At 74.7% G+C, this 19,867-nt stretch carries 18 protein-coding genes; 10 read left to right on the top strand and 8 right to left on the bottom strand.

The genetic code is table 11. The features are described 5' to 3' along the window. Positions 1-8: 8 nt before the first annotated feature. A complete protein-coding gene (locus AC07AL_RS06515; protein WP_478317054.1) occupies positions 9-290 on the bottom strand; it encodes a hypothetical protein in 282 nt (93 codons plus the stop codon). 357 nt (positions 291-647) lie between these two features. Here AC07AL_RS06515 and AC07AL_RS06510 point away from each other — a divergent pair, with 357 nt between their 5' ends. Both AC07AL_RS06510 and AC07AL_RS06505 read left to right on the top strand, forming a co-directional pair. Then, the gene (locus tag AC07AL_RS06510) at positions 648-1,286 is read left to right on the top strand and encodes a DUF4360 domain-containing protein (RefSeq protein WP_478317052.1); all 639 of its coding nucleotides are present in this window, start codon (positions 648-650) and stop codon (positions 1,284-1,286) included. Between the two features lie 234 nt (positions 1,287-1,520). After that, positions 1,521-3,173 carry a purple acid phosphatase family protein gene (locus AC07AL_RS06505; protein WP_363587154.1) on the top strand — a complete coding sequence of 551 codons (1,653 nt, stop codon included), beginning with the start codon at positions 1,521-1,523 and terminating at the stop codon, positions 3,171-3,173. A gap of 10 nt (positions 3,174-3,183) precedes the next feature. On the opposite strand, the gene AC07AL_RS06500 is transcribed toward AC07AL_RS06505, so the two are convergent. The 5 genes from AC07AL_RS06500 to AC07AL_RS06480 form a co-directional block, all read right to left on the bottom strand. Beyond that, positions 3,184-4,653: a cytochrome P450 family protein gene (locus tag AC07AL_RS06500; RefSeq protein ID WP_478317050.1), complete on the bottom strand. Its 1,470-nt coding sequence runs from the start codon at positions 4,651-4,653 to the stop codon at positions 3,184-3,186. Between the two features lie 85 nt (positions 4,654-4,738). After that, a complete protein-coding gene (locus tag AC07AL_RS06495; protein ID WP_478317049.1) occupies positions 4,739-5,356 on the bottom strand; it encodes a GTP-binding protein in 618 nt (205 codons plus the stop codon). Continuing rightward, complete coding sequence (locus AC07AL_RS06490) at positions 5,337-5,699, bottom strand: DUF742 domain-containing protein (protein ID WP_063345928.1); 363 nt, start codon at positions 5,697-5,699, stop codon at positions 5,337-5,339. Before AC07AL_RS06490 ends, AC07AL_RS06495 begins: the two co-directional genes overlap by 20 nt. Before the next feature lie 132 nt (positions 5,700-5,831). Next, on the bottom strand, positions 5,832-6,218 hold the full coding sequence (locus AC07AL_RS06485; RefSeq protein ID WP_208869028.1) for a roadblock/LC7 domain-containing protein: 387 nt from the start codon (positions 6,216-6,218) through the stop codon (positions 5,832-5,834). Between the two features lie 17 nt (positions 6,219-6,235). Beyond that, the gene (locus AC07AL_RS06480; protein ID WP_363587157.1) at positions 6,236-7,870 is read right to left on the bottom strand and encodes an ATP-binding protein; all 1,635 of its coding nucleotides are present in this window, start codon (positions 7,868-7,870) and stop codon (positions 6,236-6,238) included. Positions 7,871-8,314: 444 nt separating this feature from the next. On the opposite strand from AC07AL_RS06480, the gene AC07AL_RS06475 reads away from it, so the two are divergent. From AC07AL_RS06475 to AC07AL_RS06455, 5 genes are all read left to right on the top strand, one after another. Then, positions 8,315-9,004: a Crp/Fnr family transcriptional regulator gene (locus tag AC07AL_RS06475; protein WP_478317047.1), complete on the top strand. Its 690-nt coding sequence runs from the start codon at positions 8,315-8,317 to the stop codon at positions 9,002-9,004. Positions 9,005-9,163: 159 nt separating this feature from the next. Next, complete coding sequence (locus AC07AL_RS06470; RefSeq protein ID WP_478317045.1) at positions 9,164-10,180, top strand: hypothetical protein; 1,017 nt, start codon at positions 9,164-9,166, stop codon at positions 10,178-10,180. Further along, positions 10,177-12,381: a hypothetical protein gene (locus tag AC07AL_RS06465; protein WP_478317044.1), complete on the top strand. Its 2,205-nt coding sequence runs from the start codon at positions 10,177-10,179 to the stop codon at positions 12,379-12,381. The genes AC07AL_RS06470 and AC07AL_RS06465 overlap by 4 nt, the downstream gene beginning before the upstream one ends. Further along, positions 12,378-13,337, top strand: a complete 960-nt coding sequence (locus tag AC07AL_RS06460; protein WP_400808010.1) for a hypothetical protein — start codon at positions 12,378-12,380, stop codon at positions 13,335-13,337. Before AC07AL_RS06465 ends, AC07AL_RS06460 begins: the two co-directional genes overlap by 4 nt. After that, on the top strand, positions 13,334-13,912 hold the full coding sequence (locus AC07AL_RS06455) for a Pycsar system effector family protein (protein ID WP_363587162.1): 579 nt from the start codon (positions 13,334-13,336) through the stop codon (positions 13,910-13,912). Before AC07AL_RS06460 ends, AC07AL_RS06455 begins: the two co-directional genes overlap by 4 nt. A 73-nt stretch (positions 13,913-13,985) precedes the next feature. Here AC07AL_RS06455 and AC07AL_RS06450 read toward each other — a convergent pair whose 3' ends face one another. Then, positions 13,986-14,342: a response regulator transcription factor gene (locus AC07AL_RS06450; RefSeq protein ID WP_363587163.1), complete on the bottom strand. Its 357-nt coding sequence runs from the start codon at positions 14,340-14,342 to the stop codon at positions 13,986-13,988. Then, entirely contained in the window at positions 14,339-15,523 is a 1,185-nt protein-coding gene (locus AC07AL_RS06445) for a sensor histidine kinase (protein WP_363587164.1), read from the bottom strand. The genes AC07AL_RS06450 and AC07AL_RS06445 overlap by 4 nt, the downstream gene beginning before the upstream one ends. A gap of 212 nt (positions 15,524-15,735) precedes the next feature. Here AC07AL_RS06445 and AC07AL_RS06440 point away from each other — a divergent pair, with 212 nt between their 5' ends. From AC07AL_RS06440 to AC07AL_RS06430, 3 genes are all read left to right on the top strand, one after another. Beyond that, entirely contained in the window at positions 15,736-16,668 is a 933-nt protein-coding gene (locus AC07AL_RS06440; protein WP_478317042.1) for an ABC transporter ATP-binding protein, read from the top strand. 34 nt (positions 16,669-16,702) lie between these two features. Further along, complete coding sequence (locus AC07AL_RS06435; RefSeq protein ID WP_363632482.1) at positions 16,703-17,485, top strand: hypothetical protein; 783 nt, start codon at positions 16,703-16,705, stop codon at positions 17,483-17,485. A gap of 88 nt (positions 17,486-17,573) precedes the next feature. After that, on the top strand, positions 17,574-19,742 hold the full coding sequence (locus AC07AL_RS06430; RefSeq protein WP_478317040.1) for a HEAT repeat domain-containing protein: 2,169 nt from the start codon (positions 17,574-17,576) through the stop codon (positions 19,740-19,742). Positions 19,743-19,867: the final 125 nt, after the last annotated feature.

Here is a 19,867-nt window from a genome sequence, read left to right as displayed (position 1 = left end):
TCTCCGCTCTACGGCGCCAGGGCGAGTTCCGCCGCGCCCGCGTCCCGGCCGAGCACCACCGAGCGGATGTGCTCCAGGGCGCGGGCGTAGTCGGCGCGGCCGGGGTCGCGGCGGACGGCCTCGCGCAGGTTGAGCACCCGGTAGGGCGGCCCGAGGTCGGTGATCTGCGGGACGAACTCGGCCCGGCCCACCGTCCGGCGCAGCCTCGGCCCGGCGGGCGGGGTGACGGTGAAGCGGGTGAGGGAGCTCCAGTTGCCGCGCGGGTCCTCGGCGCCGTCGTAGGTGACCATGTGCCCGGCGAGCTGGTCGCCGAGGCCGTAGACCGTCCAGGTGTCGCCGATCTTCTCGTAGGCCTGCGGGATGTGGGCGCGGGTGCCGAGGATCAGGTCGATGTCGGGCTGTCCGGGAGCCGGTTCGACGGCCGGCTCGCGGGCGAGGGTGAGCTGCTGCTCGTCGCCCGCAGGTCACCCGGGAGGCGCGTCACCCCCTGTACGCGGACACCCCGGGTGTGGTGACATAGTCATGTCAATTTCGGGGCCGCGCTCGAAGTGCCAAGGCGCTCGGACCGCCAACGCGCTCGGAACGTCACCGCGCTAGGAGCGCCAACGCGCCGGCCCCGGCTCCGTGGACGATCGAAGGGGAAGCCCATGCTGCTCCGTGTACTGGCCACGACCGGAATCGCCGCAACCCTGTTCGCCTCGCCGACCCTCGGCTCCGGCGCGCTCCCGACGCCGCCGGATCGGATCGTCATCGACGTCGCGACCGTCAACGGCTCCGGCTGCCCGGCGGGGACGGCCGCCGTGGCCGTCTCCCCGGACAACACCGCCTTCACCGTGACCTACAGCAGCTACCTCGCCCAGGTGGGGGTCGGCTCGAAGCCGACCGACTTCCGGAAGAACTGTCAGCTCAACCTGCGGGTGCACGTCCCCCAGGGCTTCACCTACGCGATCGCCTCCGCCGACTACCGCGGCTTCGCCCACCTGGAGAAGGGCGCGACCGGCACCCAGCAGGCCGGCTACTACTTCCAGGGCGACCCCGTGACCGTCCAGCTGAGCCACCACTTCAGCGGCCCCAAGGACGACAACTGGCAGGCGACCGACACCGTCGACGTCGCCGCCCTGGTCTTCGCCCCCTGCGGCGAGGAGCGCAACTTCAACATCAACACCGAACTGCGGGTCGGCGCCGGCAGCTCGGACCCGAACAGCACCACCAGCTTCATGACCATGGACTCGACGGACGGCAGCATCAACACCGTCTACCACCTCGCCTGGAAGCAGTGCCCCTGATCCCCGGCGCTTGACCCCGGGCCCTGCGCCCGACACCCTGCGCCCGACACCCTGCGCCCGACACCCTGCGCCCGACTCCCTGCGCCCGGCCCCGGCGGAGCCCCCGACCCCCGCCGGGGCCGACGCATGCCCTCCGTCGTACCGGTGGTGACCGTCCGTCATATCGATCGTTTCCGCATGCACATGTCTGTACAGTGCTCCGGGTCGACACCCCCACTCGGCAGGCGGAGCTCCATGACGATCGCACGCAGGTCCATCCTCAAGGGCACATCCGCGGCCGGCGCCGCGCTGGTCGCGGGCGGTGCGGCCGCCCAGCCGGCCGCGGCGGCGGACCCGGAGGCAAGCCCGGACGCGGGCCGGGAGGCGGGGCCCGCCGCGAGCCCGCTGCTGCGGTCCACCCCGCACCGGACCGGGGCGCCCAGCGTGAGCGGGCTGCACCTGCAGTTCGGCACGGACCCGTCCGCCGACATGACGGTCTCCTGGATCACCCCGCAGTCCGTGCGCCGCCCGCAGGTCCGGCTCGGCTCGCCGGACGGCGGCCTCGGCCGTGTCGTCGAGGCGCAGACCCGCACCTACCGGGACGCCCTCGGCAAGGAGGAGGTGTACGTCCACCACGCCCGCCTCACCGGCCTGCGCCCCGCCACCACCTACCTCTACACCGCCGGCCACGACGGCGCGAGCCCCGAGCCGGGCTCCTTCACCACCGCCCCGCGCGGCCGGGCGCCCTTCACCTTCACCAGCTTCGGGGACCAGGCCACCCCCAACCTCCGCCGCCAGGTGGTCTTCCCCGACGGCATGCCGTCACCGCTCGGCAAGTACCCGGTGTTCACCAGCAGCCAGGTCGGCACCCCGCACTCCGCCGACATCGTCGCCGCCGTCGAACGCGTCGGCCCGCTGTTCAACCTGGTCAACGGCGACCTCTGCTACGCCTCCTACAGCGGCCGGCACGGCCAGAGCCGCACGCTGACCTGGGCCGACTGGTTCATCAACAACAGCCGCTCGGCCCGGCTGCGCCCCTGGATGCCCTGCGCCGGCAACGGCGAGAACGAGGCCGGCAACGGCCCGATCGGCGCCCTCGGCTACCAGACCTACTTCGAACTGCCCGACTCCGCGGCCGCCGACGACGCGGAGACCCGGGGCATGTGGTACGCCTTCACGGTCGGCTCGGTGCGCTTCATCAGCCTGGCCAACGACGACGTGGCCATCCAGGACAGCGGCGACCACTATCTGCGCGGCTACTCCGGCGGGGCCCAGCAGCGCTGGCTGGAGCGCGAGTTGCGCTCGGCGCGGAGCAGCCGGGCGATCGACTGGATCGTGGTCTGCATGCACCACCCGATGATCTCCAGCTCGCAGCACGGCGCCGGCAGCGACCTCGGTATCCGCGAGGCCTGGGGCCCGCTGTTCGACGCCTACGGGGTCGACCTGGTGGTCAGCGGCCACGAGCACTACTACGAGCGCTCCCACCCCGTCCGCGGGACCCTCCCCAACGACACCCGCACCCCGGTGCCGTCCGACACCGACCTCCACACGGTCGACACCGGCCGCGGCACCGTCCACATGGTCATCGGCGCCGGTGGCAACGCCGCCACCACCCAGGACGACCTGTTCGGGGAGCCCAAGGGCCGGGTGGTCGTCGCCCTGGAGGACGCGCCGCGCCCGCCGGCCCCGTACCGGCAGTCCGTGTGGCTGACCGAGGACGCCCCGTGGGCCGCCGTCCAGGACCGGCAGCACACCCACGGCTTCGCGGCCTTCGACGTCGACCCCGGCGACCGGCGCGGCGGTCTGACCAGGATGCGGGTGACGTACTACACCTTCGACGGCCCGCACGGGGACCTCACCCCGGTCGACACCTTCACCCTGCAGCGGCCCCGCAGCGACCGTCGTTAGGGACGGGCCGTCAGCGCCGGAACAGGCCGGTCAACGCCCGCCACCAGCCGCGGCGCTGCGCCGGGATCCGTACGGCGGCCGGTGCCTCCGCCTCCTCCACCGCCTCCTCCACCGCCGGCGACTCCGCCGGCGCGGGTTCGGGTGCGGCGACGGCCGCCGGCTCCGGGGCGTCGACCGGCTTGGAGTCGGGGTGCGGCTCGATCTCGCGCGGGGTGAACTCCACCGGCAGCTCCACCAGGTGCCGGGAGATCCAGGCGGAGGTCCAGGTCAGCTCCTCCTCCGGCACGGCGAGCCGAAGGTCCGGCAGGAGGGTCAGCAGGATGTCGATCCCGGCCTCGGCGACGGAGCGCCCGATGTCCTGGCCGGGGCACTCGTGCGGGCCGGCGCCGAAGGAGAGGTGGGAGCGGTTGCCGTACAGCGGGGTGGCCAGGTCGGGCCGGACGACCGGGTCGACGTTGCCGGCCGCGAGTCCGAGCAGCAGCAGGTCACCGGCCCTGATCTGCTGCCCGCCCAGCTCGGTGTCGACGGTCGCCCAGCGGCCGGCCACCAGCGACATCGGCGGGGAGTCCCACAGCACCTGGTCCAGCGCCTCGCCCAGGGTCATCTGACCGCCGGACAGGTGGGCGCGGAACCGGGGGTCGGTGAGCACCATCTTCAGGGTGTCCGCGATCAGGTTGACGGTGGTCTCGTTCGCGGCGAGCAGCACCACCCGCAGGTGCTCCATCACCTCGTCGTAGGTCAGCCCGGCCGGGTGCTCCATCAGCCAGGTGACCAGGTCACCGCCCGGGTCCTCGCGCTTGGCGGCCATCGTCCGGCGCAGGCTCGCCACCACGTACTCGTTGCTGGCGATGGCCGTCTCGGTGCCCTTCATGAGGTCCCGGGCGGCGTTCACCAGCTGTGGTCCGTACTCGTCGGGCATGCCGAGCAGCTGGGTCATGACGAGCATCGGCAGGTGCTCGGCGAACTGGGTGACCAGCTCGGCCCGGCCGGTCTGCCCGACCACCTGGACCAGCTCGGTGGTGAACCGCCGGACGTGGCGGCGCACGCCGCGCCGGTCGAAGCGGTTCAGGCCGTCCAGCACGGCGCCGCGCAGCCGCCGGTGCTCCTCGCCGTCCGCGAACACGCACAGCGGCTGCCAGGCGATCACCGGCATCAGCGGCGAGTCCATCGGGACGTCACCGTCGCGGAACGCCGACCAGAGGCGGGAGTCGCGGGAGAACAGGGACGGCGAGCGCATCGCGGTGATGTTCGCGCCGTGGCCGAGGATCAGCCAGGCCGGGAGGTCCCCGTGCAGCAGGACCGGGGCCACCTCGCCGTGTTCGGCGCGCAGCTTCTCGTACAGGCCCGCCGGGTCGGCCTCGGCCTCCGGCCCGTACAGGCGCCGGACGCCGCCGGGGCCGAACGGTTCGAGGGCGCGCCCGTGGGCCGGGCAGCCGGGCGGCGGGGTGGGGGCGGCGTCATCGGGGAACGGGGTGCTCACGGGCTCTCCGGGGTCGGGTGGGGTCGGCGGGGCGGACGGGGGGTTCGGCTGGCGGGGTGCGCGGGCGGCCCCGGGCGGGCGGTCGTCAGCGGGTGGGCGGGACCGCGAGCTCGTACAGGTACCGCATCAGGGTCATCAGGGTGTCCCGGCTGGACTCGCGGCTGCGCGCGTCGCAGGCCACGATCGGCACCTCGGGCGGCAGGTCGAGGGCGGCCCGCAGCTCGTCGACCGGGTGCGCCGGCGCCTCCGGGAAGTCGTTGACGGCCACCACGAAGGGCACGCCGCGGTCCTCCAGCCGCCCGATCACCTCGAAGCTGACCTCCAGCCGGCGGGTGTCCACCAGCACCACCGCGCCCAGGGCACCCTCGAACAGGCCGTTCCAGAGGAACCAGAACCGCTCCTGCCCGGGGGTGCCGAACACGTACAGCACGAGCTGGTCGCTGATGCTGATCCGGCCGAAGTCCATCGCCACCGTGGTGGAGGTCTTGCGTTCGACCCCGGTGGGATCGTCCACGCCGACCCCGGCCTGGGTCATGGTCTCCTCGGTGGTCAGCGGGCGGATCTCGCTGACCGAGCCGACCAGCGTCGTCTTGCCGACGCCGAAGCCGCCCACGATCACCACCTTGACCGCCATCGCGACGGAGTCCGGCAGCAGGTCCGAGGCGGCCGGCCCGACCACCGTGTCAGAGCCTTTGAAGTCCATGGATCACCGCCTCCAACAGGGCACGGTCGGGAAGTTCCGCCTTGGGGACGGCGGCGCGGGCCTCGATCCGCCCGTCGTCGAGCAGGTCCGCCAGCAGCACGGTGACGACGCTGGTGGGCAGTTCGAGGTAGGCGGAGACCTCCGCCACCGAGAGCGGCGAGCGGCACAGCCGCAGGATGGCCGCGTGCTCGGGCTGCATGGTGGGCGTCGGCTCCGCGCGGGAGACGATCAGGGTGACCAGGTCGAAGACGCCCGGTCCGGCCGGGCCGCTGCGGCCGCGGGTGATCACGTACAGGCGGGCGGGGTCGGGACCGTCCCACCCGTCCTGGTCGGCCGTCGTCATGTGCCCGCCTCGCTGTGCTCGTTCATGTGCCCACTCCGCGGTGCCGGGTCAGGCGGTCGCGGTCGCGGTCCCTGTCGCGGTCGGGACCGGGACGGCGCACCGGCCGCCGCTGCGTCCGACGCTCCGGCCGGTTCACGCGACCACCTCGGGGTTGCGCGGGGGAGTGGCCAGGTGCTCGCCGATCCGGGCGACCAGGTCGCGCATCTGCTGGCCCACCAGCCCGGCGTCGACCCCCTCGTCGGCGAGTACCGCGAGGTACGCGCGGGAGGCGGCCGCCATCAGGTAGAAGAAGCCGCCGTCCACCTCGATCACCACCAGCCGCATCGAGCCGTCGCCGTGCGGGAACTCCTGCCCCACCGCCGCGGCCAGGCTCTGCAGCCCGGCACAGGCGGCGGCGAGCCGGTCGGCGGTGTCCGGATCGGTGCCGTGCTGGGCGATCCGGAGGCCGTCGCCGGAGAGCACGACGATGTGGCGGATGTACGGCACGCTGTCTGCGAGGTCCTTGAGGATCCAGTCCATGTTGCTGCGGTGCGGAATCACTGCTCGCCTTTCCCTGCCGTCTCTTCATTGGTCTGACCGGCCGAACTCGCGGCCGGCCCATGGCCGTTGATCCCCTCGGTGAACGCCTCCAGCCAGAGGCCGGGCTGTACCGGCTCCTTGGCGTGACGCCCTCCCGTCCCCGGGGCGGGGCCCGCGGCGGGCCCCGAGGCCGGGTTGCCGTACTGTCCGGCGGTCCGGGCCGATCCGGGGTAGCCCGCCCGGGGGGTGGGCGGGCGCCGCCGCCGTTGCGGCAGGCCGTTCGCGGTGCGCTCGGTCACCACCACCTCGTCGTCCCCCGGGCCCGGCCCGCTCGGCGCCCACGGGCCAGGCGCCCCGAAGGACGGCCCGATGGACGGTCCGACGGACGGCCCCGTCACGCCGGTCGCCGCCGCCCGCGCCCCCCACGGGGCCGCCGACTTGGGCGGGTTCGCCGGGAGCGGCCGGGGGCCGGAGAACGCGCCGATCCCGTGCGCCCGCCCGGTCGGGGGCGCGGTGGTGACCAACTCCTGCGGCACCACCAGCACGACCCGGACGCCGCCGTAGGCGGAGCGGCGCAGCGAGATCTGGAAGCCGTACGCCTGGCACAGTCGGCCGACCACCGCGAAGCCCAGCCGGGGCGACTCGGTGAGGTCGTCCAGGTCCTTGGAGACCTGGGCCTCGCGCAGGCTGCGCTCGGCGCGGATCCGGGCCTCGTCGGTCAGGCCGAGGCCGCCGTCCTCGATCTCGATCGCTATGCCGCTCTGCACCTCGGCGGCGCTCAGGTGCACGTGGGTGTGCGGCGGCGAGTAGCGGGTGGCGTTGTCGAGCAGTTCGGAGACGGCGTGGATCAGCGGCTCGACGGCCGGTCCGATCACCGACACCTGGGCCACCGGGTGCAGGTCCACCCGCTGGTACTCCAGGATGCGCGACATGCCGCCGCGCAGCACGCTGTAGAGCGCCACCGGCCTGGTCCACTGACGGCCGGGGCGGGCGCCGGACAGGACGGCGATGCTGTCGGCGAGGCGGCCGGTCAGCGCGTTGCCGTGGTCCAGGCGCAGCAGGTCGTCGAAGACCGCCGGATCGTTGCCGTGCCGGTCCTCCATCTCGCGCAGGTCCTTGGCCTGCCGGTGGATGATCGCCTGCACCCGGCGGGCGATGTTGACGAAGGCCCGCTCGGCGGAGTCGCGCCGGTTCACCTCGTCGTCGACGGCGACGATGATCCCGCGCACCACCGACTCCAGCGCGCCCCGGAACTTCGGCGCGGCCAGCGGATCGCGCACCTGGTACGACCGGGCCAGGCTGTCCATCGACGCGCCGTACCGGGCCCGGGCCACCAGCCTCGGCAGCTCCTCCTTCGCGAGCCGCACGGCCTCGGCCTCCTGGCCGGCCAGCCGCCGCTGCAACTCGCCCACCTGCCGGGCGTGCTGCTCCCGCAACGCGGCCAGCGCACGCCCCCGGCGGGCCGACTCGGCGGCCACCACGGCCACCAGCACCGTGCCCGTCGCCCCGCACCAGAGCACCTCCGCACGGACCCCGGCGGACACCACCGCCGCGGCGGCCGCCACGGCCGCCGCCATCACGGCGGTGGGCAGCAGCCACCCGAGCAGGGGCGCGGACGGCCGTCTGGCGGGTGATGATCCAGCTCGAAGCATTCTCGGCATCCTCAAACGATCGGAACAGTACGGGGACGGGCGACGGCCGGCGCCGGAGGCATGGTGATGCAGCATAGCCAAGTTCAGGACAATCCTGACGGAAGTTCAAGAATCCAGCTGTACAGCCGACTTGTCCTGCCGTGCCGGACATTCCGGACATCTCGCACACCAGTCTCAGCCCCGGCCGGCCGCCGTCCCGCCACCAGGCTTCTCGCCCCGCCCCGCCCGCACCGCCAACCCGCCCCGGATTCGCTCATGCGAAGGGTTTCTTCGCCAATGCCGCACCCCGAAAGACGAGTTCGTGCTACAGCGGCGCCTCCTGCGCCGGCCCCGACCGGACCACCCCCCTCCCGGGGACCGCCACCACCGGGGCGCCCAAGGGAAATTCCGGCGGGAGACCGCATCCGTCTGCGCACCCGCCGTGGCGCCTCCTAAGGTCAGCGCATGAACGATCACGGCCGAACGGCGGACCCCCTGGGTCAGGCCCTGCGCCGACTCATGGGCGAAGCGAGCTGGAACAGCATGCTGGCGGAGGCCTTCGAGCGCCGGCATCCGATCGGCGCCACCCTGCTGCGCCAGGCGGAGCCCGGAACGCACGTGCTCGCCCTGCTGAGCGGGGTGGCGAAGGTGACCCGGCGGGAGCGCACCGGAGACGTCAGACTGCTGGCGTTCCGCGGCCCCGGTGAACTGCTCGGCGAGGTGGCCGTGCTGGACGACGGGGTCCGTTCGGCGAGCGTCCAGGCGATCTCGGACTGTACGGTCGCGGTCCTCGCCAAGGCCGCGTTCCTGCGGTTCGTCACGGACCGGGACCTGTTCCCGGTGATGGTCCGCTACGCCATCGGCAGGCTGCGGGAGTCGGACCTCGCCCGCAGCGGCGGCGACATCGTGGCCCGGCTGGCGGGCGCCCTGGCCACCCTGGCCGATGTCTCCGCGGACCCGGCGGGGCTGCCGGGGCGGCGCACGGAACTCGCCCTGACCCGCGACGAACTGGCCCAGCACCTCGGGGTGTCCCGGAACACCGTCACCGCGGGCCTGGCCGAACTCGGCTCCCACCAGGTCCACGCCGGACGGAAGTCCATCGTCATCGGCGACCTGTCCGCGCTCCGGCGGGTGGCCCACGGGGCGCGTGACTGACGCGGCGCCGGTCCGTTCGGAAGGTCCGCCGCACGACTGATGCCACGTCAGTTCGTGTGACGGGCGTCACCAGGTTTCCGCACTGAGCGAGCACACCGCACGGCGCGCGCTCGCGAAGCTTGGGGCACACGGTCCGCACCGGAACCACAAGGAGCACAGATGTCGCAGTCCGACCAGCCGATGCCCGAGGCCAGCGCCCTGCCCTACAGCCGGAGCCGCCAGCTGCCGCCGTACCGGGGCATCGTGGCCGTCGACGCCAAGGACTTCACCGGCTACCCGGCCATCGAGCACGGCATGATCAGCCAGGCCGTCCCGCAGGTCCTCCAGTGGTCCTTCGAGCGCGCCGGGCTCGCCGAGGTCTGGCACGGTCGCCGGTTCCCCGCCTCCACCGGCGACGGCTACGTCTTCGGCTTCGACCCGGCATGGATGCCGTTCCTGATCCACCCGTGGCTGCACACCCTCCAGGAGGTGCTCACCGAGTTCAACGTGAACTCGGTCGGGACGGTGCGGATCCGGCTGCGGGTCAGCCTCCACATCGGGCCGCTGCCCGACTCCGGCGGCGAGTTCGACGGCAACGGCACGCCCCGCAACGACACCCACCGCCTGCTCGACTCCCGCCCGGTGAAGGCCATGCTGGCCGCCTCCAACGAGAGCATCACCCAGGTCGCCGCCATCCTGTCCGACCGCTGCTACGACGACGCGGTGGCGGGCGGATTCACCGGCCGCCACCCCGACCACTTCATCGAGGTGCCGGCCACCGTCGAGGGCAAGCGGTTCGACCAGCGGGCCTGGCTGTACGTACCCGCGCCCTCGGGCAACCTCTACGACCGCCGCATCCTGGGCGACACCGTGGTCGGGGAGCGCGAGCGGGCGCAGGCCGCGGCGGCGGAGCCGGCGGCCGGGCAGGCGGACGGTGGTCGCGTGGGGAGCGGGCCGGTGAGCTACCGGGCCGACCGCGGAAACGTCAACGGCGGCGGCACGGTGCACGGCGGCCAGCACGTCAGCAACGTGGAAGGCGACCAGCAGGTCACCAAGGTGCGCGGCGACTACGCCGGGCGCGACTTCGTGCGTGGCGACTCCTTCGGGGGCGACTACGTGGCGGGCCACAAAGCCGGTACGGTCCACGGCAACCAGGGCGACACCTTCCACGGTGACAAGAAGGAGCGCCGCCGGTGAGCGCCGAGGACCGGGCCTCCGCCGACGGCGCGTCCGGCGGCGGCCCGTCCGGCGACCGCCCCGGCGACCCGACGCCCGACCGGGACGAGACCGCGTCCGGATATCCGGACCCGGACGACGCCGACGACTTGGCCGACCTCGACCGGGACTTCCCCGACCGGCGCTATGTCATCTACGCCCCGAACGGCAACATCAACACCGGCGCGGTGCACGGGGACCAGCGCGTCGAGAACGCCGGCGCGACGTCCGCCCCGGGGGGCCCGCACGTGGAGGCGCACGAAGGTCCGATCTCCGCACTGGAGATCCTGGACGCGCGGGCCGGCTTCGCCCGGCCCGAGTGGTTCCCGTCGGCACTGCGGCAGTTGGACACCGGCCTGCTGTTCCTGGCGGGCGAGCCCGGTACCGGGCGCCGCACCGCGGCCCTCAACCTGCTGTTCCAGCACAGCGGGCACAGCACGAAGCTGCGCGCGCTCGACAGCGACGAGGACCTGTCCACCTGGCGCCCCCGCGACGCCGAGGCCCGCGGGTACCTGGTGCACGGCCTGCTGCCCACCCTCCAGCTCGGCCCGGCGGTGGTCGCCAACCTCCGCCGCCTGCTGGCGGACGCGAACGCGCGCATGGTGGTCATGCTGCCGCACGACCCGGACCTGCTCCGCAGCCTCGCCCGCGACCTGGACCTCACCCCGGTGCGCTGCGTGCCCCCGCCGCCCGGCGCGGTCTTCGAGGCCCGTCTGGAGGCTGCCGTCCCCGACCCCGACCGGCGCCGACACCTGCTGGAGCGGCTGCGGCCGGGGCTGGACGACCTCCTGGCGTCGGAACTGGTCCCCGCCCAGGTCGCCGAACTGGTCGCCGAGGTGGCCAGGGCCGGCGACGAGGGCCCCGACCTCGCCGATCTCCGCAGGCGGCTCAGCTTCCTCGCCGAGAAGGAAGTCCCCGACCTGCTGAAGAAGTTGCGCGACGACCCGGACGGACTCGCCTTTCTGCTGGCGACCAGCGTCTTCGAAGGACTCGACCACCGGATCGTCCGGGACGAGGCCGACCGCCTGCTCAAGCTGGCCGACGGCCGTCTCGACGCCGTCCTGCCGACGGGCGGCGACGACGGCCAGACCGGTGGGGTGAGCCGGGAGGCCCCCCGCCCGAACCCGCGGTTCGTCTTCCGGCGGTCACTGGACGAACTCCTGGCGACCGTCCGCGCCGAGTGCGCGCCCGGCGAGATCCGGGCGACCTCCCGCTACACCTACACGGTGGAACCGGTGCGCTTCACCCGGCACCGCCAGGCCGAGACGGTGCTGCGGCACGTCTGGCGGCAGTACGGCGAGCTGTCCGGGCTGCTGACCGAGTGGATGGACGCCGTCCCGGGTACGGACCCCGAACTGGCCGCGCCCCTGGGCCGGGTGATGGGACTGGCCGCCGGCTGGGGCGGCGGCCGGCGCGCCCTGCGCGACATCGTCAAGCTGGCCCGGTCCGACCGTCAACGCAGCCGCCGCACCGCCGCGTTCGCGCTGGGCATCGCGGCGCTGGACCCGGTGCTGGCCGGAGAGGTCAAGTACCGCCTGAGGAACTGGAGCCACGAGGTCGGCTGGCAGGCGCGGTCCACGGTCGCCTACGCCTGCGGCGAGGAATTCGGGACGTCCCGCCCGGAGCTCGCGCTGTCGCTGCTGCGGGGGTGCTACCGGGGGCGGGAGGGAGACGAGAGGGCGGTCGCCACAGCCGTCGACGCGGCGTTGTGGGAGCTCTTCGCCTCAGGTAACCAGCCGGTCGTCCTGCGCGAATTGATGGACTGGACGGACCGCCCGGGGCGCGGGGCCGAACTCGCGCTCCGGACCTTCCCCCGACTGCTGTGGGACCGCGCCTGGTTCCAGGCCCAGTTGATCACCGTCGGCGAGTTCACCGACACCGTGATCACCTTCATCCGGCTCTCGCTCAACGACGACGACCTCTTCGGCGAGACGCGCAGCGCACTGCTCTCCTGGTGCGCTTCGGCGGTCTGGAACGAACCGCTGCGCGCCGCCGTGGAAACGCTGCTGACCGCGCTCGCCCAGGAGATGAGCCTCGGTGAAATGCGCCTGTTCGTCGAGATCGACGGCGACGACAACCCCGACCTGGCCGGACGGCACATCGCCCAGCACGCCCTGGACGCCTGGCGCCGGGGCGAACCGCAGCCGTACCGGCCCGCCCCTGCCGATGGAGGAGCCCGATGACCGCCGACAGTGATCCGCCCGTCTACGCCCGCGCGACCCAGGCGCCGTGGCGGGAGATCCTGCGCCACCGCTGGTCCGGGCGGCGCGACCGCGCGCTCGTCCTGCTGGACCGGGACGGGCTCTACCACCAGGTGGGCCACCGCCGCCGCGCCCGCGCCGACGAGGACCCGGACCTGGAGGGCCCGGTGGCCGTCCGGGCGGGCCTGCGCGGATTCGACGAGGCGTACCTGGTCGAGCTGGACGAGCGGTCCGGGACCCGGGCGGTCGGCCTGTCGACCCCGTACGGCACGAAGTCGGTGGACGTCCACGTCCTGTGGTGGGTGCACGACGCCGTGAACGTCGTGCGGGCGCGGACCGTGCGGGGCTGGCTGCCGGTCCGCAAGGATCTGGAACAGCGTCTGCGCCAGCTCAAGGAGCAGTTCGCCACCGCCGGGCACGGGCTGACCGAGGCCGAGCTGATGCACTACCTCGCGACGCCCCACCTCCTGCCGCACTGCGGCCTCGGCTACCGCGTCACGGACGTGTCCGCCCGGGAGCACGACGCCGAACTGCGGCTCGGGGAACCGGACGGGGCCGACGTGCCCTACAACTGGATGGACAAGAGCGAGGACGAGTACGCGTTCTGCCGCCGGGCCGTTCAGGAGGGCCCGGTGTCGCTCGCGGCACTCTGGCTGGCCAGACACCCGGACCAGGTCCGGGAGGTCCTGGACTGGGCGGTCGGCCATGCCGAACTGCTCCGGGGTGAGACCACCTGGCAGGACCAACTGGCTCTCATGCTCGGCAAGTTGAGCGAGCAGGAGAGGCAGGAGCTGTCCCGGATGCTGCGCGACCGCCTCATCGCGCTCGGACGGCGGGTGCCGGGCCCCGGGCCGCAGGGCGCCGGGCCGGAGTTCGTCAAGATCCGCTCGCAGGCCAACGGCTGGGCGGGCGGCGTGGCGAACGGGAGCCCGGTGTGACCGCCGCCGGCATACCCGGCGGCCGGGCGCCGACCGCACCGACCGCCGCCTCTACCGCCGCCTCGGACGCCGCCCCGAGCCCGTCGGCGGTGGCGGCGATCGAGCGCCTGGTGGCCGCCAACAGCATGGAGCTCACCCGGGCCGACGCCAAGGCCGCCGTGTTCCTGGCGTTCACCGGTGCGGTCCTCGGGGTGTTCATCCCGCTGGGCGGGGGCGGGAGCGGCGGCGGATCCGGGCCCCGGGACTGGGCGGTGCCGTTCCTGTGGTGGAGCGCGGTGGCGAGCGCGCTGCTGGCCGTCGCCTGCTTCGTGGCCGCCCTCGTTCCCCGGTACCGGAAGGGCGAGCGGCAGGCCCCGGCCAGCCCGGCCTACTTCGGGCACATCGCGCCGGGTGCCGGGGTGGACCGGCTGCGCCGTGTCTTCGAGCTCGGGGGCCGTGATCCGGTGGGGGCGCTGTTGTCCTCGCTGGCCGGGACCAGCGCGATCATCCGGGCGAAGTACCGCTGGATCGAGGCCGGTACCGCCGTGCTGCTCCTCGCGCTGCCCCAGTTCGCGCTGACCCTCCGGCCGGTCTGAGGCCGGTCTGAGGCGCGGTCTGAGGCGCGGTCCCGTCCACGGTCCGCCCCAGGGCTCCTGGGGCGGGCGGCCGTCAGGATTCGACGAGGGCTGCGCGGTAGGCGGTGATCACCAGGTGCACGCGGTCCCGGGCGGCGAGCTTGGCCAGCAGGTGGCCGACGTGCGTCTTGACCGTCCCGGTGCTGACGGACAGCTGCTCGGCGATCTCGGCGTTGGTCAACCCGCGACCGATCAGCGTCAGCACCTCCAACTCCCGCCCGGTGACGGCGCGCAGGACTCGATCCCGCTCGCCGCCGCCGGGCGCGGCGCTCGCCGGCTCGGCGGCGGCCACGATCCCGGCCAGACCCGCCCGCACCAGGGTCTGGTCGTCGGCCACCACGACCCGGATCGGCGGGCCGACGGGCGCCCCGGTCACGACGTCTCCCGTCATGAGGTCTCCCGCCCGCCCGGGTCGGCCAGCGGCAGCACGGCACGCACCCGGAACCCGCCGCCCGGCAGCGGCCCGACCTCCAACCGGCCCTCGTACAGCCCGACCCGCTCGGCCATCCCCGCCAGTCCGTGCCCGCCGACCCCGACCGGCCCGCCGCGCCCGGCGTCGCTCACCTCCAGCACCAGCGCCTCCTCCTCGAACTCCACGGCGACCCGCGCCTCGGCCGTGTGCGCGTGCTTCACCACGTTGGTCAGCGCCTCCTGGACGATCCGGAACGCGGACAGCTCGACCCCGTCGGACAGCTCCCGGACCACGCCGCCGACCCGCAGCTCCACCCGCACCCCGGCCTCGGCGCTGCTCGCCACCAGCCGGTCCAGATCGGCCAGCCGGGGCGCGGGCGCGAGCCCGGCCCCGTCGGCGCCGCGCAGGACGGTCAGCAGGCCGCGCATCTCGACCATCGCGTCCCGGCTCACCGCCTGGATCGCGGCCAGCGCCTGCTCGGCCTGCGCCGGATCCCGCCCGATCACGAAACGACCGTACCCGGCCTGGACGTTGACCACGCTCATGCTGTGCGCGATCACGTCGTGCAGCTCCCGGGCCAGCCGGATCCGCTCCTCGGCCAGCTCCGCCGTGGCCAGGTCGACCTGGTGTCGGCGCAACTCGGCGCCGTACGCCCGGTAGCGGGCCACCGCGCAGCCGAGCGCCCACGCGGTGACGACCCCCAGCGCGGACAGCACGAGGTTGTTCCACAGCTCCCGCGACCCGAACCGGCTCAGCCCGGCCCCGACCAGGCCGAACGCCAGGACGGTGAGACCCAGCCGCATCGGCCCGGCGGCCGCGACCAGGTAGACGACCATCGCCGCCGCGACCACCACCAGGAACCCGGCCAGGTTGGCGATCGTCAGCTGCCCGGCCACCGCGACCACCACTGCCCAGGCGGCGAACACCACCCCGGCCGCAGCCGTCGGCGCGAGCCGGCGCAGCCCGGCGGTCGCGCCCACCGCCACCACACACACCAGCACCGTCACCAGCTCCGCCGACGTCGGCTTCGGGTAGCCGCGGTGGTGCGGGTCGAACACCCGGTAGGCGTCCAGCACCCGGAACCAGGTGAGCACGGTCAGGGCCAGCGAGACCGTCAGGTCGACCGCGACCCAGTGGCCCGGGCGCAGCCTCCTGGTCACCGGCGGATGCGGAGCACAGGGCATTTCCCCAGGTTAGCGGCGGCCCCCGCGCCCGGCATCGCCCTGTGGGCCTACGACCACGGGCAGAGGCCGGCCCCCGCCGAACGTCGTGATTTCCGCCCACGGCGGGACGCCCCGCCCCGGGCCCGGGCGGGAGCGTGGAGCCCGCATCGGCCCCCTCGGCCGACCAGGAGACCCGGAAAGGCACCACGATGATCGAGGTACGCGACCTCACCAAGCGCTACGGCGGCGCCGTCGCCGTGGACGGGCTGACCTTCACGGTCCGGCCGGGACAGGTCACCGGCTTCCTCGGGCCGAACGGCTCGGGCAAGTCCACCACGCTGCGGATGATCCTCGGCCTGGACGCCCCGACCAGCGGGCGAGCGACCGTCAACGGCCGGCCGTACGCGGCCCTGCGCCACCCGCTGCGGGAAGTCGGGGCGTTGCTCGACGCCGGCGCCGTCCACCCTGCCCGCTCCGCCTACCACCACCTGCTCGGCATCGCCGTCACCAACGGCATCGGGCCGGCCCGGGTCCGCGAGGTGTTGGCCCGCACCGGCCTGGAACAGGCGGCCCGCCGCAAGGCCGGGCGGTTCTCCCTCGGAATGAAGCAGCGTCTCGGCATCGCCGCCGCCCTGCTCGGCGACCCGCCCGTCCTGCTGCTCGACGAACCGGTCAACGGGCTCGACCCGGAGGGCGTGCACTGGATCCGCACCCTGCTGCGCGGCCTGGCCGCCGAGGGCCGGACCGTCCTGCTCTCCTCGCACCTGATGAGCGAGACGGCCGCCACCGCCGACCACCTGGTGATCATCGGGCGCGGCCGGCTCCTCGCGGACCGCCCCACCGCCGACTTCCTCGCCGAGAACGCGCGCACCGACGTCCTGGTCCGCTGCGCCCGGCCGGCCGAACTGGCCCGACTGCTGCGCGCCGCCGGAGCCGCCCCGGTCACCGAGGAGTCCGGCGGGGCACTGGCCGTCGGCGGCCTGGAACCGGCGGCGATCGGCGAGCTGGCCGCCGTGCACGGCCTCGGCGTCCACGAACTCACCGTCCGGCAGGCCTCGTTGGAGCAGGCGTTCCTGGACGCCACCGGGGAGGCCGTCGACTACCGCGCCACCACCGGTACGTCCGGAAGGCGGACCGCATGACGGCCACCACCACTACGTCCGGAAAGAGGACCACATGACCGCCCCCACCACCCGAGGCGCGCTGGCCGGAGAGTGGGTCAAGCTGCGCAGCGTCCGCGCGACCCCGCTCACCGCCGTCGTCGCGCTCGCCGCTGCCCTGTTCATCGGCCTGATCGACTACGGCAGCGCCGCCGACAACTGGGACGTCTGGACGGCCGTCCAGCGCGAGCGCTTCGACCCCGTCCGCTACGGCTTCTCCGGCGGCTTCTACGTCGCCGTCCTGGCGATCGGCACGCTGGGCACCCTGGCCGCCTCCAGCGAGTACACCACCGGCCAGATCCGCAGCACCCTGGCCGCCGTGCCCCGGCGGGGCCAGGTGCTCGCGGCCAAGGCGCTGGTGGTCGGCGGGGCGTCGGCGCTGCTCGGGCAGTTGCTGGCGTTCCTGACCTTCCTGCTCGGCCGACGGGCCCTGGCCGGGAAGCACCTGGCGGTGTCGCTCGGCGACCCGGGCGTGGCGCGCGCGGTCGTCGGCTGCGGCGTGTTCCTGTCCGTCTTCGCCCTGCTCGGCCTGGCGCTCGGCTTCCTGGTGCGCCACACCGCGGGCGCCGTCGCCGTGCTGTTCGGCCTGTTCTTCCTCTCGCCGATGCTGCTGGCGCCGCTCGGTGACGGCGCCACCCGGTTCGGCCTGCAGAGCGTCTTCGAGGGCCTGGGCAGCACCGTCGCCTCCGTGGGCGGCACCGACCGGCTCGGCGCGGCCGGCTGCCTGGCCACCCTCGCCGGCTACCTCGCCGTCGCCCTCACCCTGGCCGCCCTCAGCCTGACCCGCCGGGACGCCTGACCCTCCCGCCGGGACGCCTGACCCGCCGGGAGGCCTGAGCACTGCGGGACGCCCGAGCGCTGTCGGTGGCGGCTGCGATGATCCGCCCATGGACATTGCCCGCGCCCTCGACGGACTCGACGCCCACCCCTGGGCGTCCGTCTCGCACGCCTACGGACCCGCCGAAGACCTGCCCGGCCTGCTGCGCGCGCTCGTCGCCGGCGGCGAGCAGGCCGACGAGGCGCTCGCCGAGCTCTACTCGTGCATCCTCCACCAGGGCTCGGTGTACACCGCCAGCGCGGACGCCGTCCCCTATCTGGCCCGGATCGCGGCGGCCGGCTGCGGGACGGTCGAAGTCCTGGGCCTGCTCGGCGGGTTGGCCGAGAGCGAGGGCGAGTGGGGCGGAGCGCGGGACGGGGAGCGGGAGGGCGGCGGGGAGGGCCCGCCCGCTCCCGTCCGGGCCGCCGTCGTCGGCCAGCTCCCGCTGCTGCTGCCGCTGCTGGCGGACGGGAGCGCCGCCGTCCGGCAGGCCACAGCCTGGGCCGTCGGCCAGACCAGGGCCGTCGAGCCCGCCCTGCCCGCGCTGCGCCGCCGCTGGGCGAGCGAGACCGACCCCGTCGTCCGCGGTGAACTGCTCACCGCCCTCGGCCGGTTGGACCGGTCCGCAGCCGCCGCCGAGGCCGGGCCGCTGCTGGGCGAGGACACGCCGGCGCCGCTGCGCCTGGCCGCCGTCCTCGCCGGGTTGGACGCGGGCGAGCCGTGGACCGGCGCCCACCACGCCGCCGTCCTCGCCCTGCTGCCCGCCGACCCGGTCGCCGCCGACCGGTACGACCTGGACCGCCGGGAGCCGTTGCGCGCGATCACCGAGGAACTGCTGCTGCGCGAGACGCCCGCCGACCGCGACGCCGCCTACGCCCTGCTCGACCGGGCCCTGCGCGACGAGCGCCCGGAGGTGCGGGCCGAGGCCGTCTGGGCGGCCGACCACGCCTGCCAGCTGTCCCGCAGCGCGCCCCGGCGGCTGCTCCCGGCGCTCGCCCGGCTCGTCGCCGTCCCCGACGTGGTGCACCTGCTCGGCAACCTCGGCCCGGCCGCCGCCGAGGCCGCCCCGGCGCTGGCCGCCCGGGCCGCGCAGGCCGAGGACGGGCCCGCCGACCAGGCCCTGGCCGCGCTCGTCCTGATCGCACCCCGGACGGCGGCCCCGCTGCTCGCCCGTGCGCTGGGCCGGCGCCCGCGCGCGCTGGAGGCCGCCGCCGGCCAACGGGCCCCTGCCGACGCGCCGTTCCCCTTCGACCCCGAGCTGCTCGCTGCCGTCCGCGTCCGGCTGACGGCCGAGCAGCTCGGCGGGAACGAGCACCACCAGCTGTTCCGCCTGGTGCGCCAGTGGGGTCGCGCGGCTGCCCCGGCTCTGCCCGAGCTGTGCGCGGCGCTGCCGCACCGCCCGGAGGCGGCGGACGTCGTCGCGGCCGTCGCGGTGGACGGCCCGGCGGCGGAGCGTGACCGCGCTGCCGCCGCGCTGCGGGAGGTGCCCGGTTCCGTCGCGGCGGCCCGGGCGCTGTACGACCTCACCGGTGATCCCGAGACGCTGCTCGGGGCACTCGCCGACCGGCTCGCGGCCGGCCCGTACGCGGTCGCCGAGGCCGCCCGGGCCGCCGCAGGCCTGGGCGCCGAGGCCCTCTCGCTGGCCCCCGCCCTGCGCGCCGCGCTCAGCGCCGGAGGCGTGCCCGACACTTCCCCGGTGCCCGACACCTCTCCGGTGCCCGACACTTCCCCGGTGCTGGAGGCCGACCTGGCGGTGGCCGACGCGCTGTGGCGGATCACCGGGGACGCGGCCGAGGTCGTCCCGATCCTGGACGGCGTCCTGCGGCGCGCCGATGACGGGGCGTGGTTCGACCGGACGGCCGTCCGCGCGGCCCGCGTCGCCGCCCTCCTCGGGCCGGTCGCCCGCCCGCTCACCGCCAGGCTCGACGGGCTGCTCGCCGACCGGGTGAAGGCCCCGGCCGCCGTGCTGGCCCTCCTCGCGGTGACCGACGGCGCCGCCCTCGACCGCGGCCGCCTGGCCGAGGCCGCCCTGTGTGCGGCCGAGACCGGGTCGGACCTCCGGGGCGCGGGCGAGGCCCTGGCGGCCCTGGGCACCACCGCCCTGGACGACGGTCAGCGCCGCCGCCTCGCGGACCTCGCCGGGCGCGACCGCCGGATCGTCGGGGGCTGCTTCGCGGGCGCCGGCATCCGTGACGACGAGGCCCTGCGCGCCCTGCTGGCCGCCGTGGCCGGAGGCTGAACGGCGAACGCGGGGGGGGGCCCCCCCCCCCGGGGGGGGGGGGGGACACGCACAGTTTGCTTTTTTCGGCAACAGGGGCTTTCCAGACCTGCCGTGGTTTGTGCCCCTCCTGGGGCTTGACACCC

The sequence above is a fragment of the Kitasatospora sp. NPDC043949 genome, from assembly GCF_056435365.1.
This window is presented reverse-complemented; position numbering and strand designations above follow the sequence as displayed.